At 68.5% G+C, this 16,476-nt stretch carries 13 protein-coding genes; 7 read left to right on the top strand and 6 right to left on the bottom strand.

The window, feature by feature from the left end; translation table 11 throughout:
- Positions 1–17 precede the first annotated feature (17 nt).
- On the top strand, positions 18–257 hold the full coding sequence (locus tag NOCYR_RS19570; protein WP_014352134.1) for a hypothetical protein: 240 nt from the start codon (positions 18–20) through the stop codon (positions 255–257).
- 65 nt (positions 258–322) lie between these two features.
- Positions 323–1,186 (top strand): alpha/beta fold hydrolase, encoded by an 864-nt coding sequence (locus NOCYR_RS19565; RefSeq protein WP_014352133.1) that lies wholly within the window; start codon positions 323–325, stop codon positions 1,184–1,186.
- 137 nt (positions 1,187–1,323) lie between these two features.
- Here NOCYR_RS19565 and NOCYR_RS19560 read toward each other — a convergent pair whose 3' ends face one another.
- From NOCYR_RS19560 to rpmB, 3 genes are all read right to left on the bottom strand, one after another.
- Positions 1,324–2,112: an enoyl-CoA hydratase/isomerase family protein gene (locus NOCYR_RS19560; RefSeq protein ID WP_048833542.1), complete on the bottom strand. Its 789-nt coding sequence runs from the start codon at positions 2,110–2,112 to the stop codon at positions 1,324–1,326.
- Positions 2,082–2,627, bottom strand: coding sequence for a GNAT family N-acetyltransferase (locus NOCYR_RS19555; protein WP_048833541.1), 546 nt, complete (start codon positions 2,625–2,627; stop codon positions 2,082–2,084). The genes NOCYR_RS19560 and NOCYR_RS19555 overlap by 31 nt, the downstream gene beginning before the upstream one ends.
- 107 nt (positions 2,628–2,734) lie before the next feature.
- Positions 2,735–2,926, bottom strand: coding sequence for a 50S ribosomal protein L28 (rpmB, locus tag NOCYR_RS28535; RefSeq protein WP_011210730.1), 192 nt, complete (start codon positions 2,924–2,926; stop codon positions 2,735–2,737).
- A gap of 295 nt (positions 2,927–3,221) precedes the next feature.
- Between rpmB and NOCYR_RS28530 the strand changes: the two genes are divergently transcribed.
- Positions 3,222–5,327, top strand: coding sequence for a DAK2 domain-containing protein (locus NOCYR_RS28530; protein WP_014352132.1), 2,106 nt, complete (start codon positions 3,222–3,224; stop codon positions 5,325–5,327).
- Between the two features lie 43 nt (positions 5,328–5,370).
- Positions 5,371–7,641 carry an ATP-dependent DNA helicase RecG gene (recG, locus tag NOCYR_RS19540; RefSeq protein WP_014352131.1) on the top strand — a complete coding sequence of 757 codons (2,271 nt, stop codon included), beginning with the start codon at positions 5,371–5,373 and terminating at the stop codon, positions 7,639–7,641.
- A gap of 5 nt (positions 7,642–7,646) precedes the next feature.
- Here the strand turns inward: recG and NOCYR_RS19535 are convergent, their stop codons facing one another.
- Positions 7,647–9,068 carry a short-chain fatty acyl-CoA regulator family protein gene (locus tag NOCYR_RS19535; RefSeq protein WP_048833539.1) on the bottom strand — a complete coding sequence of 474 codons (1,422 nt, stop codon included), beginning with the start codon at positions 9,066–9,068 and terminating at the stop codon, positions 7,647–7,649.
- A gap of 151 nt (positions 9,069–9,219) precedes the next feature.
- Between NOCYR_RS19535 and NOCYR_RS19530 the strand changes: the two genes are divergently transcribed.
- The 3 genes from NOCYR_RS19530 to NOCYR_RS19520 are packed head-to-tail and all read left to right on the top strand — an operon-like array spanning position 9,220 to position 12,778.
- Positions 9,220–10,743, top strand: a complete 1,524-nt coding sequence (locus NOCYR_RS19530; protein WP_014352129.1) for an MmgE/PrpD family protein — start codon at positions 9,220–9,222, stop codon at positions 10,741–10,743.
- Positions 10,743–11,651, top strand: a complete 909-nt coding sequence (prpB, locus tag NOCYR_RS19525; protein WP_014352128.1) for a methylisocitrate lyase — start codon at positions 10,743–10,745, stop codon at positions 11,649–11,651. Before NOCYR_RS19530 ends, prpB begins: the two co-directional genes overlap by 1 nt.
- Before the next feature lie 5 nt (positions 11,652–11,656).
- Positions 11,657–12,778, top strand: coding sequence for a bifunctional 2-methylcitrate synthase/citrate synthase (locus tag NOCYR_RS19520; RefSeq protein WP_014352127.1), 1,122 nt, complete (start codon positions 11,657–11,659; stop codon positions 12,776–12,778).
- A gap of 12 nt (positions 12,779–12,790) precedes the next feature.
- Here NOCYR_RS19520 and NOCYR_RS19515 read toward each other — a convergent pair whose 3' ends face one another.
- The gene (locus tag NOCYR_RS19515) at positions 12,791–13,696 is read right to left on the bottom strand and encodes a hypothetical protein (protein WP_048833538.1); all 906 of its coding nucleotides are present in this window, start codon (positions 13,694–13,696) and stop codon (positions 12,791–12,793) included.
- Positions 13,697–14,098: 402 nt separating this feature from the next.
- Complete coding sequence (metE, locus tag NOCYR_RS19510; RefSeq protein WP_048833537.1) at positions 14,099–16,366, bottom strand: 5-methyltetrahydropteroyltriglutamate--homocysteine S-methyltransferase; 2,268 nt, start codon at positions 16,364–16,366, stop codon at positions 14,099–14,101.
- Positions 16,367–16,476: the final 110 nt, after the last annotated feature.

Raw genomic sequence — 16,476 nt, 5'->3', positions numbered from 1 at the left:
AGTGAGGAGCTAAAGACATGCAGACCAGAACCGTCCGGAGCGTCGTACGCGGCACCACCGCCACCCTGGCCGTCGGTGCCGCGCTCGCCGCCGGTGCGGCCAGTGCCGGTGCGGCGCCGCTGGCGCTGGAACCGGCCACCGAGACCAGCACCGCGCCGGTCTCCGAGCAGTACACCTCGTCCGGATCGTCCACCATTTCGGCGACGGTGCACGCGAAGTTCGCCTGCGTGATCTTCACCGGAACGTTGGGCTGCTGAAACCCCTTCCAGAAATCCTGGGGGTTCGTTCCGGTGCCGCGAGGCGGCTGTGCGATCCTCAGATCGTGAGTAGTGCGAACAATCTCGTCGATCCCGTCCGGCTGCGCTTGCGCGGTTCGGGCGGGATCGAACTCGCTGCCGACCAGTACGGGCCCGCCGACGGCCCGCTCGTGGTGTTCCTGCACGGCGGCGGGCAGACCCGGCACTCGTGGAAGCAGACCGGCGCCAAGCTGGCCGCCACCGGGATGCGGGTGGTCACTCTCGACGCGCGTGGGCACGGCGACAGTCAGTGGTCGGCCGAGCGCGATTACCGCCGCGAAACCATGGTCGAGGATCTGATCGAGGCACTCGGCCAACTCGGCGGTCCGGCCGTGGTGGTCGGGGCCAGCATGGGCGGAATCACCGGCCTGCTCGCCACCGCCGTGCCCGGCGGGGAACAGATCAGCGCGCTCGTGCTGGTCGATATCGTCACCCGGCCCGAACCCGAGGGCGTGCAGCGGGTGCTGGATTTTCTCGGCAAGCACCGCGACGGCTTCGACACTCTCGACGAGGTGGCCGACGCGGTCGCCGAATACATGCCGCACCGCCCGCGGCCGGACAACACCGATGGCCTGCGCCGCAATTTGCGTGAGCGTGACGGCCGCTGGTACTGGCATTGGGATCCGGACATGCTCGCCGACCGCGCCGAGGACCCGTCCGAGATCACCGGCCGGATGGAAGAAGTGGCGCGCACGCTCACCATTCCGGTGCTGCTGGTGCGCGGATTGCAGTCGGATGTGGTCAGTGCCGAAGGGGCAGCGGCGTTCCGGGAACTGGTGCCGCATGCGCGGATGGTCGAGATCGGCGGCGCCGCGCACACCGCGGCCGGCGACGACAACGATGCCTTCACCGACGCCGTCGCCGAGTTCATCCTGACGCTCAACGACTGAACCTCAGTGGGCCGGCGGATCACCGCCATGCACAACGGGCGGGTGCGTCCGGTGTCCGTGCCGGAACCGGACGCTTTCCCGTCGAAGATGGCCCAGCTGATGGGGCGCCGGGCCAGACGGCTCGGGATCGGTCGCGATCAGGCGAGCCCGCGGTAGTCCGGTGCGCGTTTGCCGACGAAGGCGTCGACGCCTTCGCGCCCGGCCGGGGTCGCCGCGGCGGCCGAGATGGCATCGCGCTCGTCGTCGAGCTGCTCGCTCAACGTAGCCGTGGTGGAGCGCCGCAGCAGGGTCTTGATGCTGGAGTAGGTGCTGCGCGGGCCGTTGGCCAGCGACGTGGCCAGGGCCAGCGCTTCGTCACGCACGGATTCGTCGGCGACCAGACGGCTGAGGATGCCCAGCCGCACGGCTTCCTCGGCGTCCAGGATCGCGTCGGTGAGCAGGATCTCCCGGGCCCGGCCGCTACCGACGATGCGGGGCAGCATCCAGGACATGCCGCCGTCGGGACTCAGGCCGACGCCGGGATAGGCGGGCCGCAGCTTGGTCGACGGTCCGCCGAGGGCGATATCGGTGGCGCACACCAGGCTCATGCCGGCCCCGGCCGCCCAGCCCTGCACGCCAGCCACCACCGGGACGGTGGTCGCGTCCAGCGCGCGCACGAACTGGTGCAGGCGGTCGGCGAGGTCGTAGAGGTGGGCCGAGCGGTCGTCGGCGGCGGCGAAACCGCGGACGTTGCCGCCGGCGCAGAAGTTGGCGCCGGTGCCCGTCAGCAGGACGGCCCCCACCTGGGGATCGAGTTCGCGCAGGGCCGCGGTGCCCGCGTCGACACCGGTGAAATCCAGTGAGGTGCCGTTGGCGGCGGTGGCAATGGTGATCTGCAGGACGCCGTCGACGGTGCTCACGTACTCGGCTTGTTCGGTGGTGGCCATGGCCACGACCCTATCGCGCCCTCCGGACGCACCATCCGCAGCTCGGTGACGGCGGCGAAATACTCGGTACGGGTGGCGCCGTCGGGGGTGAAACCGTACTTGCGGTAGAAGGCGATGGCGCGCGGGTTCTGTTCGAACACCCACAGCGAGCAGGGGATGTCCGGGTTGAGCGTGGTCTGCACCAGGTCGTCGGCGACGCCGGATCCGTACCACGGTGAGCGCACGTAGAGCGCGTTCAGCTCGAGCGGCGTCACCACCGGGCGGTACACCGACGGGCCGAGGGTGATGAAGCCGATCACGGTGTTGTCGGCGATGGCGACGGTGGTGCGGCCCGGGTACTCGTTCAACCTGCGGGTCCAGATGTCGGTGCGCTGACCGATGTCGAAGGCGTCGAGCACATGGTCGGGGACCAGCCCGCGGTAGGCCTCGCGCCAGCACACGATGTGGCATTCCGCGAGTCCGCGGGCATGCTCGGCGGCCGCGGGCACGATGCGATAGGGGCGCGGGGCGGTCATGTCCCCATTCTGTCCCGGATCCGGCCGAGTCCGGACATGACCGCGCCCCGGATCACCGAAAGGTGCCGGGGCGCGGTGCTGTACTTATAGGTGGTGCGTCGGGCGGATCAGCCGCGAACGACCTTGCCTGCCTTCAGGCAGGAGGTGCAGACGTTCATCCGGCGGGTGTTGCCCGGCGCGACCTGCGCACGCACGGTCTGGATGTTCGGGTTCCAGCGACGGTTGGTGCGCCGGTGCGAGTGCGAGACCGACTTCCCGAAGCCGGGGCCCTTGGCGCAGACGTCGCAGACGGCAGCCATAGTCGCGAACTCCTTCATGTCATAGGGGGACTGCTGCGTCACAACACAGCATGTCCGGAAACAATGTCGTTATGCCCTGCCGGACGAACCGGCGAGCGCAAGCCGAAGCGGCCGCGCGAGGCAACCCTGCAAGATTAACCGCCCGCCCCGCGATCCACCAAACCGGCCGCCGATCCCGCCCCGATCGGGTGCTGTGCGCCACAGCGGGACCTGTCCGCCCGCAGCCGGATCCTTGTCGGGCGATCCGGCTAATCTGGCCACCAATGGTGGCGTCGGGTGGCGAGAGGAGGAGCGGGTGCCGGAATCGCGGGAGGTGAGCGGCGCTTACCCGGCGCTGCGGCCGGGAGCGCTCAACGGCACGGCACTGATGCGCTGGGGCAGGCTCTGCCTCGACGAGCTGGCCCACCGGCGCGAGGAGATCAACGCCCTCAACGTCTTCCCGGTCGCCGATTCCGACACCGGCACCAACCTGCTGGCTACCATGCGCGCGGCCGTCTCGTGCGCCGAAGTGGCGGTGTTGTCCGCGCACGGCGGGGCCTTTCCGGGCGGCACCGGCCAACTGCACGCCTGGATTCGCGATCATTCGCCGAGTACCGATGTCCCCGCTGCTGCGAGCCTGTGGCGCGAAGTTGTCGATGCTGTGCGTGCCCGGACGGGCGGTTCAGAGGGGTTGCCGAACGGTAAGGCACCGACCGCCGGGCCGGGACGCGTGCCGCTCGCGGACGGGTCCGGCGGGCTCGAACCCGACGGCGGCGTGCCGGCCACGCTGGTCGCGGCCGCGATGGCTCGTGGCGCGACGTCGGGGGCGCGCGGTAACTCCGGCATCATCCTGTCCCAGGTTCTGCGTGGGATCGCGGAGGCGACGCGCAGCGCGCCGCTGGATGCGAACACCGCGCGCACCGCGTTGGACCGGGCTGCCGTGCTGGTGCGGGAGGCGCTGAGTGTTCCGGTGGAAGGCACCATCCTCACGGTGCTCGAACGCGCGGCGGGTGCGGCTTCCGAGTGTCCCGGCGATGAGCTGGCCGATGTGGTGCGCGCGGCCGCCGACGGTGCCGCCGAAGCGCTCGGTGAGACCACCGCGCAGCTGACGGTGCTGCGGGCGGCCGGTGTGGTCGACGCGGGCGCGCGGGGGCTGGTGGTGTTGCTCGACAGCCTGGTCGAGGTGGTGACCGGCGAGCGCCCGGAGCGGCCGGTATATCGTCCCGCCGGTCATTCGCCCGAACGGCGGCCGGAGGCTGTGCCTGCGGTACCGGCTCGCTATGAGGTGATGTACCGCCTGGACGACTCGGATCCCGACCGGATCTCGGCGCTGCGCCACCGGCTGACCGAGCTGGGCGATTCGGTGGTGGTCGTCGGCGACGGTGCCGACAGCTGGTCGGCGCACGTGCACTGTGTCGACGCCGGTGCCGCCATCGAGGCCGGGATCTCGGCGGGCGCCCTCAGCGGGGTGCGGATCGAGTCGTTCGCGCCCGACGCCGAACCCGCCGCCGAGCGCGGCGAGCCTTGCGGATGTGCGAACCACGCTGGAATGCACGACGGCGGTGCGCAGGGTGCAGTCGACGGCGCCGGTGAGCGCGCGGCGGCGGACGGCACGCCCGACGCTCGGATGACCGGCGCGGTGGTAGTCGTCTCAGGCTCCGGAGGAGAACCGACAATCGCGGGCGGTGAATCGAAAAAGGCTGCGGCACTTGGCGATTCTGCCCAGCTCGGCGGATCGCCCGAGTCCGGCGGTCGTTCCGGTCCCGCCGACCGCGCGATCGTCGCCGTCGCGGCCGGCCACGGCGCGATGGCGCTGTTCGAGGCCGCGGGTGCCGAGGTGATCCCCGGCGAACCTGCCGTCACCACGGCCGCACTGCTCGCCGCCATCCGTCGTCTGCCGCACCGCGAGGTGCTGGTCTTACCCAACGGCGCGCTGCCCGCACAGGAATTGGTCGCCGTCGGTGTGGCCGCCCGCGACAACCACCGCGACGTGTTGCTGCTCCCCAGCGGCTCCATGGTGCAGGGGCTCGCGGCGCTGGCGGTTCACGATCGCGGCCGGATCGCCGTCGACGACGCGTTCGCCATGTCCGAGGCCGCCGCCGCGACCCGATGGGGTTCCTTGCGCGCGGCCACCGAGCGCGCGCTGACCATGGTCGGCACCTGCGAGCCCGGTGACGGGCTGGGTCTGGTCGGCCACGACGTGATCGTGATCGACCGGGATGTGCGCGCGGCGGGGCAGACGCTGCTGAACCGGATGCTCGGGCTCGGCGGGGAGCTGGTCACCCTGCTGGTCGGCGCGGCGGCGCCGGACGGGCTGGCGCAGGAGCTGTCCGAGCACATCGCCGAGGGCTTTCCGGGGGTGGAGGTCATGGTGTATTCCGGGGGTCAGCATGCCGATCTGATCCAGATCGGAGTCGAATGACGGTGCGCGAGATGACGCAGGCGACGGCGGCGGGAACGAGGTCATGGCAACACTGAGCGATCGGCTCGACCATCTACTCGGCGCGAAGGCGGCCGCCTCGCTGGCCGATGCCTTCGATATGCACACCGTCGAGGATCTGCTGCGGCACTATCCGCTGCGCTACGCCACCCAGGGCCAGCCGCTGACCGAGGACGAGCCCGAGGACGGCTCGCACATCACCGTCATCGGGCGGGTCACCAAGGCCGAACTCAAGCCGATGCGCCAGCGCCGCGGGTCCCTGCTCAAGGTGGTGCTCGATACCGGCACGGGTAAGGGTGTCGACGTCACCTTCTTCAACGGCGACAAGGTGAAGTATGTGGTCCGCGAGGGTGTGCGGGCGATGATGTCGGGCACGGTGAACTATTGGCGGCCCGGGCAATGGAATCTGAGCCATCCCGGCTACCTGATCCTGCCGGAGAACGGCGACGAGGCGACGCCCACCCTCACCACCGTGCGTGGCGGCGGGGACCTGCGCGGTATCGCCCAGAGCGCCAAAGACGCGGGCGGAGTGGACATGTCGTTCTTCGAGCGCGAGTTCATCCCGGTCTACCCGGCCACCGCCAAGGTGCAGAGCTGGGAAATCCTGGCGTGTGTGCGGCAGGTGCTCGATCAGCTCGATCCGATCGATGATCCCCTGCCGGAAGCGGTTCGCGACGAACATCAGCTGATGGCGGTATCGGATGCCCTGCGCCTGATCCATCTACCCGAACACAAGCTCGATATCGAACAGGCGAAGCAGCGGCTGCGTTTCGACGAGGCGCTGGCGCTGCAATTGGTGCTCGCCGAACGCCGCCACGAGGTGTCGGCGCGGACCGCGAAACCCTGCCCGCCGCGCACCGACGGCATCGCGGCCGCCTTCGACCAGCGGCTGCCGTTCGAGCTCACCGCCGGGCAGCGGCAGGTGATCGAGGAGATCTCCGCGGACCTGTCGCGCGAGCAGCCGATGCATCGCCTGCTGCAAGGCGAGGTGGGTTCGGGTAAGACGATTGTCGCGTTGCACGCGATGCTGCAAGTGATCGACGCCGGCCAGCAGTGCGCGCTGCTCGCGCCCACCGAAGTGCTGGCCGCCCAACACTATCGGTCACTACGCGGCATGCTCGGCGAGCTCGGCCAGGCCGGTGAACTCGGCGCCGCCGAGCATGCCACCCAGGTGACGCTGGTAACCGGCTCCATGTCGGCCGGTGCCAAGCGCGCCGCCCTGCTCGCGGCGGTCACCGGTGAGGCGGGAATCGTGATCGGCACGCACGCCCTGATCCAGGATGCGGTGGAGTTCTTCGATCTGGGCATGGTCGTCGTCGACGAACAGCATCGCTTCGGTGTAGAACAGCGAGACGCCTTGCGCGCGAAGGCGAAAGCGGGTTCTACGCCGCATCTGCTGGTCATGACCGCGACCCCGATTCCACGCACCATCGCCATGACCACGCTCGGGGATCTGGAGACCTCCACCCTGACCGAACTCCCGCGCGGACGCTCACCGATCACCTCCAAGGTGGTGCCGCGCCGGGTGCATCCGAACTGGGTGGACCGGGCCTGGGAGCGGATCACCGAGGAGGTGCGCGCGGGCAGGCAGGCGTACGTGGTGTGCTCACGCATCGGCGACGACGAGGACGGCAACGGCAAATCGCGCAACGGGAAGTCCAAGGCCGAAGGCAACGAAGGGCCCACTACGCAAGCGGTGCTGGACGTCTTCGATCAGCTGCGCACCGGACCGCTGGCGGATGTGCGGGTGGGCCTGTTGCACGGGCGCATGCCCTCCGATGACAAAGACCAGGTGATGCGGGAGTTCAACGAGGGCAGCATCGACGTGCTGGTCTGCACCACCGTCGTCGAGGTCGGCGTCGACGTGCCCAATGCCACCGTGATGGTGATCGTGGACGCCGACCGGTTCGGCGTCAGCCAGTTGCATCAGCTGCGCGGGCGCATCGGCCGCGGTAAGCATCCGGGCCTGTGCCTGTTGATCACCGACGCCGCCCCGGGTGGTCCGGCGATGACCCGGCTGGAAGCGGTCGCCGCCACCACCGACGGCTTCGAGCTGGCGGTGCTCGACCTGCGTCAGCGCCGGGAAGGCGATGTGCTCGGCTCGGCGCAGTCGGGTACCGCGCGCTCACTGCGGCTGCTGTCGCTGCTCGACGATCTCGAAGTCATCACCGCCGCACAGCAACTCGCGCGCGAACTGGTCGAACAGGATCCGGGTCTGACCCGGCATCCGGGCCTGGCGGCCATGATGCACGCCGCCGTCGACTCCGAACGCCTGGAGTACCTGGCCAAATCCTGATCGGCTCAGGCCCGCACCCGCGGGTACGGCAGATCCGCCGACACCTCCTCGCTGACCGCCAGCGCGCTGCCGATCTGCGGGAACGCCCGCTGCGGGCAGGCCGGCCGGTCGCACACCTTGCATCCGGCGCCGATCGGCACGGCGGTGGCCGGATCGTCGAGCTGGATGCCCTTGGAATACACCAGCCGGTCGGCGTATTCGATATCGCAGCCGAGGCCGATGGCGAAATTCTTGGCCATCGTGCCGAACCCCTGCGGCGCCATCATGGCGCTGCGCGCGATCCAGAAATAGCGCCGCCCGTCGGGCATCTCGGAGACCTGGGTGAGGATGCGGCCGGGATGGGCGAACGCCTCGTGCACCACCCACAGCGGGCAGCTGCCGCCGACGCGGGAGAAATGGAAGGCAGTGGCGGACTGCCGTTTCGAGATGTTGCCGGCGCGGTCGGTGCGGACGAAGAAGAACGGCACTCCGCGCTGACCCTGGCGTTGCAGGGTGCTCAGCCGATGGCAGATGGTTTCGAACCCGACTTCGAAACGCAGGCCGAGCAGGTCGATGTCGTAGCGCAGTTCCTCCGCCGATCGCAGGAAACGTCCGTACGGCAGGACCAGCGCACCGGCGAAGTAGTTGGCCAGCCCGATACGGGCCAGTGTGCGGGATTCGCCGGCCAGCGCGGGAGCTTCGCTCAGCACGGCGTCGAGTTCGTTGCTGTAGAGCAGGAATGCCAGGGTGGTGGCGATCTGGAAGGCGCGCTGCCCGGGCCGCAAGCGGCGGGCCAGGGTGAGGGTGCGGCTGTCGGGGTCGTAGCGGCGCTTGGGAACCGAGGAGTCGGCGCCGTCGCCGCGCACCAGCACCGTCACGCCGGCGCGCTCCTCGGCCACCCGGGCCAGCTGCCGGTCCAGGGAGCCGATCGAGAGCCCGCATTCGTCGAACAGGCGCTCGGCTGCCAGATCCAAGCGGCCGATGTGGTTGTGGTGGTCGTAGAAGAAATCGCGCACGTCCTCGTAGGGCGCGGGCACACCGGCCGCGCCCGCCGGTGCCGCGACGCGCGCCGAGAACAGATCGAGCTGATCGGTCGCGGTGCGTAACCGGCGATGCATGGCCACCACCAGCCGCGCGATCTCCGGCTGCCGGGTGGCCAGTTCCTCGATCTCGGTCAGTGGCGCGCTCTCGCCGCCTGCCGCGTCGACCAGGACCTCGTGCAGGTCCGACACCAGCCGGGCATCGGAGTCGGCGGCGAAGAACTGCACATCGAGGTCGAAGGTGGAGTTGAGCTTGAGTAGCACCGGAATGGTGAGCGGGCGTTGATCGCGTTCGAGCTGATTGAGGTAGCTCGGCGACAGATCCAGCGATTTCGCCAGCGCGGCCTGGGTCATCCGCCGTTCTTCGCGCAACCGTCGCAGCCGGGCCCCGGCGTACATCTTTCGCACGGGCAGCGATCGTACCCCGGCTTATTCGCAAACATCGCAAAAACGCCGGTTGTTACCCACAAAAATCCGCGTATGCAAGGTGTTTTGCGGGATGCGGTAGCTGCGTAGCGTGCGAAGTATCGGAAGTGATCGCCCACAGTGCGGAGGACGCATGAAGACCCACATCGTACGCGCTCGCGGATCCGCGGAGGACTTCCCGCGGGCCGAGCATCTGGCCACCAAGATCGCCGAGGTCGCCGTCGATCCGGTCGAGGTGACCGACGCGGTGCGGGAGATGATCGTCAACCGGATCATCGACAATGCCGCGGTCGCGGCGGCCGCACTGGTGCGCAGGCCGGTGGCCGCGGCCCGGGCGCAAGCTCTGGCGCCGGGCTATCTTCCGCGAACGGGACGGGCCGGGTCGACGGTGTTCGGGCTGCCGGCCGGGCGGGTGGTGTCGCCGGAGTGGGCGGCCTGGGCCAATGGGGTCGCGGTGCGCGAACTCGATTTCCACGACACCTTCCTGGCCGCCGAATACTCGCATCCGGGTGACAACATCCCGGCGATCCTGGCCGTCGCCCAGCACACCGGCCGGAGCGGCGCCGACCTGGTCCGCGGGCTGGCCACCGGGTACGAGATCCAGATGGATCTGGTGCGCGGAATCTGCCTGCACGAGCACAAGATCGATCACGTCGCCCACCTCGGGCCCTCCGTCGCGGCCGGACTCGGCACTCTGCTCGGGCTGGATGCCGAGACCATCTACCAGGCCATCGGCCAGGCGCTGCACACCACCACCGCCACCCGGCAGTCACGCAAGGGCGAGATCTCCAGCTGGAAGGCGTACGCGCCGGCGTTCGCCGGGAAGATGGGGATCGAGGCGGTCGATCGGGCGATGCGCGGCGAGGGTGCGCCGTCGCCGATCTGGGAGGGTGCCGATGGCGTCATCGCGTGGCTGCTCGGCGGGCCCGATGCCGAATACCGGGTGCCGCTGCCTGGCCCCGGTGAGCCGAAGCTGGCCATCCTCGACAGCTACACCAAGGAACATTCGGCCGAATACCAGAGTCAGGCGCCGATCGACCTCGCCCGCCGGATGCGTTCGCGGATCGGTGATCTCGATCAGATCGCCTCGATAGTGCTGCACACCAGCCACCACACCCATGTGGTGATCGGCACCGGATCCGGTGATCCGCAGAAGTTCGACCCGCACGCCAGCCGGGAAACCCTCGACCACTCGGTGCCGTATATCTTCGCGGTCGCCTTGCAGGACGGCGTCTGGCACCACGAGCGTTCCTACGCACCCGAACGCGCGCAGCGGCCCGACACCGTCGAACTGTGGCGCAAGATCTCCACCGTCGAGGATCCGGAATGGACCCGGCGTTATCACTCCACCGATCCCGGCGAAAAGGCATTCGGTGCACGGGCCGTGGTGACCTTGAAGAGCGGTGAGACCATCACCGATGAGCTGGCGGTGGCCGACGCGCATCCGCTGGGGGCGCGGCCGTTCGGGCGCGAGCAGTACCTCGAGAAATTCGCCGTACTGACCGAGGGCGTGCTCGATGACGCCGAACGACGCCGCTTCCTCGACGCGGCGCAACGCGCACCCGAGCTGGCCGCCGGGGAACTCGATCAGCTCACGTTCACCGTGTCCGAACAGGTGCTCGCGGCGGCACCGGCGATCCCCGAGGGCGTGTTCTGATGACGGGCCTGCTCGCCGCCGCCACCAGCGCGGCCGAGAAGCGGATCGTTTTGCGGGCCGGGCTGGCCGGCGACCGCATCCTGCGGCTGCCGGGGGCGTTCAACCCGCTGGTCGCGAAGCTGATCCAGGAATTGGGGTTCGAGGGCGTCTATGTGTCGGGTGCGGTGGTGTCGGCCGAGCTGGCGCTGCCCGACATCGGGCTGACCACGCTGACGGAGGTCGTCGACCGTGGCCGTCAGATCGCGCGCGTCACCGATCTGCCGGTGCTGATCGACGCCGACACCGGATTCGGTGAGCCGATGAACGCCGCGCGCACCGTCACCCTGCTCGAAGACGCCGGCCTGGCCGCCTGCCATATCGAAGACCAGGTGAATCCGAAGCGATGCGGGCATCTCGACGGGAAGGCGGTGGTCGCCCGTGACGAGATGGTGCGGCGGCTGCGGGCCGCGGTGTCGGCGCGGCGGGACCCGAACTTCGTCATCTGCGCACGCACCGACGCCAGGACGATCGAGGGACTGGACGCGGCCATCGACCGGGCCAAGGCATACGCCGATGCGGGCGCCGACCTCATCTTCACCGAGGCGCTGGCGGACGCGAGCGAGTTCGCGAAGTTCCGTGCGGCGGTGGATGTTCCGCTGCTGGCCAATATGACCGAGTTCGGAAAGTCGGAGCTGATCTCGGCGGGCACGCTCGAGGCGATCGGGTTCGACGCGGTGATCTATCCGGTCACCACCTTGCGGCTGGCCATGTTCGCCGTCGAACACGGGTTGCGTGAGATCGCCTCCACCGGAACGCAAGCCGGGCTGCTGGACAGGATGCAACCCCGGTCGCGGCTGTACGAACTGCTGGAGTATCAGCGCTACAACGACTTCGATTCCGGAATCTTCAATTTCACCGTGAGTGGGTGATCGCTATGACCGAGATCAAGAAGGGCCTCGCCGGTGTGGTGGTGGACACCACCAGCATTTCGAAGGTGGTGCCCGAAACCAATTCGCTGACCTATCGCGGTTACGCCGTGCAGGATCTGGCACGCCACTGCTCGTTCGAGGAGGTCGCCTACCTGCTGTGGTACGGCGAGCTGCCGAATATCGGACAGCTGGAGCTGTTGTGCCAGCGGGAGCGGGCGCAGCGCCGGGCCGACCGGTCGATTCTGGCGCTGGTGCAGAAGATGCCCGACAGCTGTCATCCGATGGACGTGGTGCGCACCGTGGTGAGCTATCTCGGGTCCGAGGATCCGGCGGAGGATCTGTCCGGTGTTCCCGATGAGAAGGCGTTACTGGCCAAGGCGCTGCGGCTGACGGCGGTGCTGCCGACCGTCGTCGCCGCCGATATGCGGCGTCGGCGCGGCCTGGAACCCATTGCGCCGCACTCCCATCTGGGATTCGCGGAGAACTTCCTGAACATGTGCTTCGGGGCGGTACCCGATCCGCGCATCGTGCGGGCCTTCGAAACCTCGCTCATCCTCTACGCCGAACACAGTTTCAACGCCTCCACCTTCGCCGCGCGCGTGGTGACCTCCACCCGCTCCGATCTCTACAGCGCGGTAACCGCGGCCATCGGCGCCCTGAAGGGCCCACTGCACGGCGGCGCCAACGAAGCCGTCATGCACGACATGCTCGCCATCGGCGAACCCGAACACGCCGCGCAGTGGTTACGGACCAAGCTGGCGAACAACGAGAAGGTGATGGGTTTCGGCCACCGCGTCTACAAGAACGGCGACTCCCGCGTCCCCACCATGAAAGCCGCCTTGGACGACGTCACCGCCGTCACCGGCGACACCCGCTGGCTGCGCATCTACACCGAACTGGAACGCGCCATGGCCGAAACCACCGGCATCAAACCCAACCTCGACTTCCCCACCGGCCCCACCTACCACCTGATGGGCTTCGACATCCCCCTGTTCACCCCCATTTTCGTCCTGAGCCGCATCACCGGCTGGACCGCCCACATCATCGAACAGGCCCAGTCGAACGCGTTGATCCGCCCGCTGTCGGAGTATGTCGGCGTCGACCAACGCGAACTCGTCGTCGCCTGACGTGGACTTTCGCTAGCGATCCGCGAACAACTCATCGGAGCTGTTCGCGGTCTTCGCACGTTCTGTCCATGCCTTGAGCTGGTTTAGATCTGTGCTGGCGGCGACACGGGCCCGAACGTCGCCGGGAATCGTGCCCCACCGAACTTCGAGGACCGTCAGTAGGGCATCGACTCGCGCCGCGACCGCCTCCGCGTGTGCTTCGGCGCGGCCCTCGGCGCGGCCCTCGGCCACGTACTTGCGGGCGAAGTCGCTCTGATATTCGTACTTGGCGGCGACGGTCTTCATGTATTCCTCCAGACGGTGCCTGGCTGCCGGTGAAAGCAACGCGAGTACCAGGTCATAGTACATTTTGCCGACGTCATCGGCAGCTTTGTCCAGGCCTGCGGCCAGGGATTCGAATACTTCGGCGGAGTTTGGGCCGTCCGCATGAGCGATGGCCGACAGTACCGCGCGTTCGGGAGCGGCCTTGGCGAATTCTGGATCAGTGACGGCTGGTATGATCTCCGGACCAAGAACCAGCGGGCGCAGGATCATGCCGGGATGTCCGAGATCTATCGGCCGCCCGGACCAAGCCGCAACTCCACGGTCTGGACAGAACACCATCAAGTACGTTGGGCAGCGAAGTCGGGCCCGCAGGGTGGCGAGGTACACCGGCCAGCTCCACTGACGGCTGTGGTCCTTCCGTAGTTGGACTTCGACGATGATCCCGAGCACAGGGACGCCCGCCGCATCGGCGAATACCAGTGCCGTATCCCCTCGGAACTCGGTCGGGGAAACGTCGGTGAAGTCGCATGAGGAAGCCCGTGCGTCCCGATAGTCGGGTAGTTCGATGTCGAAGACGTCGGCGAGTAGCCCGGCGGCCAGCTCCGGATCTGTACGAAACATGTCGACGAAGACCTCGTGCACCTGTGACGGCATGGCGGCGAAGCTACGGCAGGGCACCGACAGGTTCACAACTTGTCGGCGTGTCGTACGGCGCGCCGAAAATTATTGGTGGCGAAGGGAACCAAACCCGGTGTCGGTCCGTCCAACCTGGCGAAACGATGAAACCGATGTGTGAGGAGGGGTTGGCGCATGGAGCGGAATCAGGGGTGTCGGGCGGTGTGGCGCGGGGCAGTGGCGCCGGATTCCAGGGAGCGGCCGGTGCTGCGGGTGGGACGGCGATGCCAGGAGTGTGTGGCGAAGCGTGGCCGGCGGCACGAGAAGGGAGCTGCGGGGGAGATGGAGGGATGAACCGGCATGCGGCAGGAGGATGCTGATATGAGGCTGGGCCGCACCGGAAAGGGGTGCGGCCCAGCTCGGTTCATTCGGTCTGGCCGGCTACCGGATGGCGCGGGCGGCGGTGACCATGTTGCGGAGGGATGCTTCCACTTCGGCGGGGCCGCGGGTTTTCAGGCCGCAGTCGGGGTTGACCCAGAGGCGGTCGGCGGGGACGGCTTTCAGGGCGGCGCGCAGGGATGCGGTGATCTCTTCGACGGCGGGGACGCGGGGGGAGTGGATGTCGTAGACGCCGGGGCCGACACCGAGATCGAAGCCGGCGGCAGTGAGATCGTCGAGGACCTCCATGCGTGAGCGGGCCGCCTCGATCGAGGTCACGTCGGCGTCCAGGCCTGCGATCGCGTCGATCACCTCACCGAACTCCGAATAGCACAGATGGGTGTGGATCTGGGTGGCGTCGGCGACGCCGGAGGTCGCCAGCCGGAACGCCTGCACCGACCAGTCCAGATACGCCGGCTGCTCGGTTGCCCGCAGCGGCAAAAGTTCTCGCAGAGCCGGCTCGTCGACCTGGATGATCCGGATGCCCGCGTTCTGCAGATCCACCGTCTCGTCCCGGATCGCCAGCGCCACCTGCCGAGCCGAATCCGCCAGCGGCTGATCATCGCGGACGAACGACCAGGCCAGGATGGTCACCGGACCGGTCAGCATGCCCTTGACCGGCTTATCGGTCAGCGACTGCGCGAACGTGATCCACTCGACCGTCATCGGCGCGCGGCGCACCACATCACCGAACAGGATCGGCGGACGGACGCAGCGCGTTCCGTAGGACTGCACCCAGCCCAGCTCGGTGGCCGCGAAACCATCGAGCTGCTCGGCGAAATACTGCACCATGTCATTGCGTTCCGGCTCGCCGTGCACCAGCACATCGAGCTCCAGCTTCTCCTGCAAGGCGATGACGTCGGCGATCTCGTCGCGCATCCGCTGCTCGTATTCGCCGCGGTCGATCTCACCCGAACGCAGCGCCGCACGCGCCAACCGGATCGCCGAGGTCTGCGGATAGGAACCGATGGTGGTGGTCGGCAACGGCGGCAGGGCCAGGCGTTCGCGCTGCACCTGCCTGCGCTGGTCGGCCGGAGCCCGGCGGACGGCGTCGGGTCCCAGGGCGTCGAGCCGGGCCCGCACCTGGGCGTTGCGGATCCGCGGATCGGCCGCACGGCTCGCCGCGGCCGCACGTGCGGCGGCCAATTCCCCGGCGATGGCGTCGGTGCCCGCGCTCAGGCCGGTGGCGAGTACCCACACCTCGCCGACTTTCTCCGCACCGAAGGCCAGCCAGGACCGCAGCGCTTCATCGAGCCGGGTCTCGACCGCCAGCGAGTACGGCACATGCAGCAGCGAGCACGAGGTCGACACCGCCACCGACCGCGCGCAACCGAGCAGCGTGCCGAGCGTGCTCAGCACGGCGTCCAGATCGGCGCGCCACACATTGCGTCCGTCGACCACGCCGGCCACTAGCAGTTTGTTCGCCAGCGCCGGTACCGCCGCCACCTCGTCGACCTGGGTGCCCGCGACCAGATCGACCGCGATGCCCTCGATATCGGTGCCCGCGAGCGCCGCCAGCGCCGGGCCGGGTGTGCCGAAATAGGTGGCCACCAGTACGGCCGGGCGTTGCGCGGATACGGTGAGCTCGGTGTAGACGCGTCGCACAATGGCCAGTTCGTCTTCGGTCAGATCGGTGACCAGCACCGGCTCATCGATCTGCACCCAGCTCGCGCCCGCCTCGGCCAGCAGCCGCAGCAACTCGCGGTAGAGCGGCACCAGCTCGTCGATGCGGTCGAGCGCCGCCCCACCGGTGGATTTCGCGAGCTTCAGGAAGGTGACCGGCCCGATGATCACCGGCCGCGCGGGCACGCCGAGCTCGATCGCCTCGCGCAGCTGATCGAGCACCGCCTCCGGGTGCAGGCTGAATGTGGTCTGCGCGTCGATCTCCGGCACCAGGTAGTGATAGTTGGTGTCGAACCACTTGGTCATCTCGAGTGGTTCGACCGCATCGGTGCCGCGCGCGGCGGCGAAATAGCGGTCCAGCGGGTCCGCGATACCGGCCACCCGCGCCGGCAGGGCGCCGAGGAGCACGGCGGTGTCGAGCATCTGGTCGTAGTAGGAGAAGGTGCCGACCGGAATCGAATCCATTCCGGCGATGCGCAATTCGGTGTACTGGGCGCGACGTAATTCGCGGGCGACGCGGTGCAGCTCGGCGGCGTCGATGCGTCCGGCCCAATAGGACTCGGTGGCGCGCTTGAGTTCCCGGCGTGGCCCCACCCGGGGAAGTCCGAGAACCGTTGCGGTGAACGGGGTATGGGTAAGAACAGTCACGGTGTTTCTCCAGTGCTGAAGTTCGACAGCAATCGCCGTTTCGGAAACGCACGGCACCGATGAGGCCCCGGACGACCCGGCAGACGGGTCGTTATGGCAACACTGGTGGC

The organism is Nocardia cyriacigeorgica GUH-2, assembly GCF_000284035.1.
Taxonomy (GTDB): Bacteria; Actinomycetota; Actinomycetes; order Mycobacteriales; family Mycobacteriaceae; genus Nocardia; species Nocardia cyriacigeorgica_B.
The sequence above is the reverse complement of the archived record's forward strand: the minus strand, read 5'-3'. Positions and strand labels throughout refer to the sequence as shown.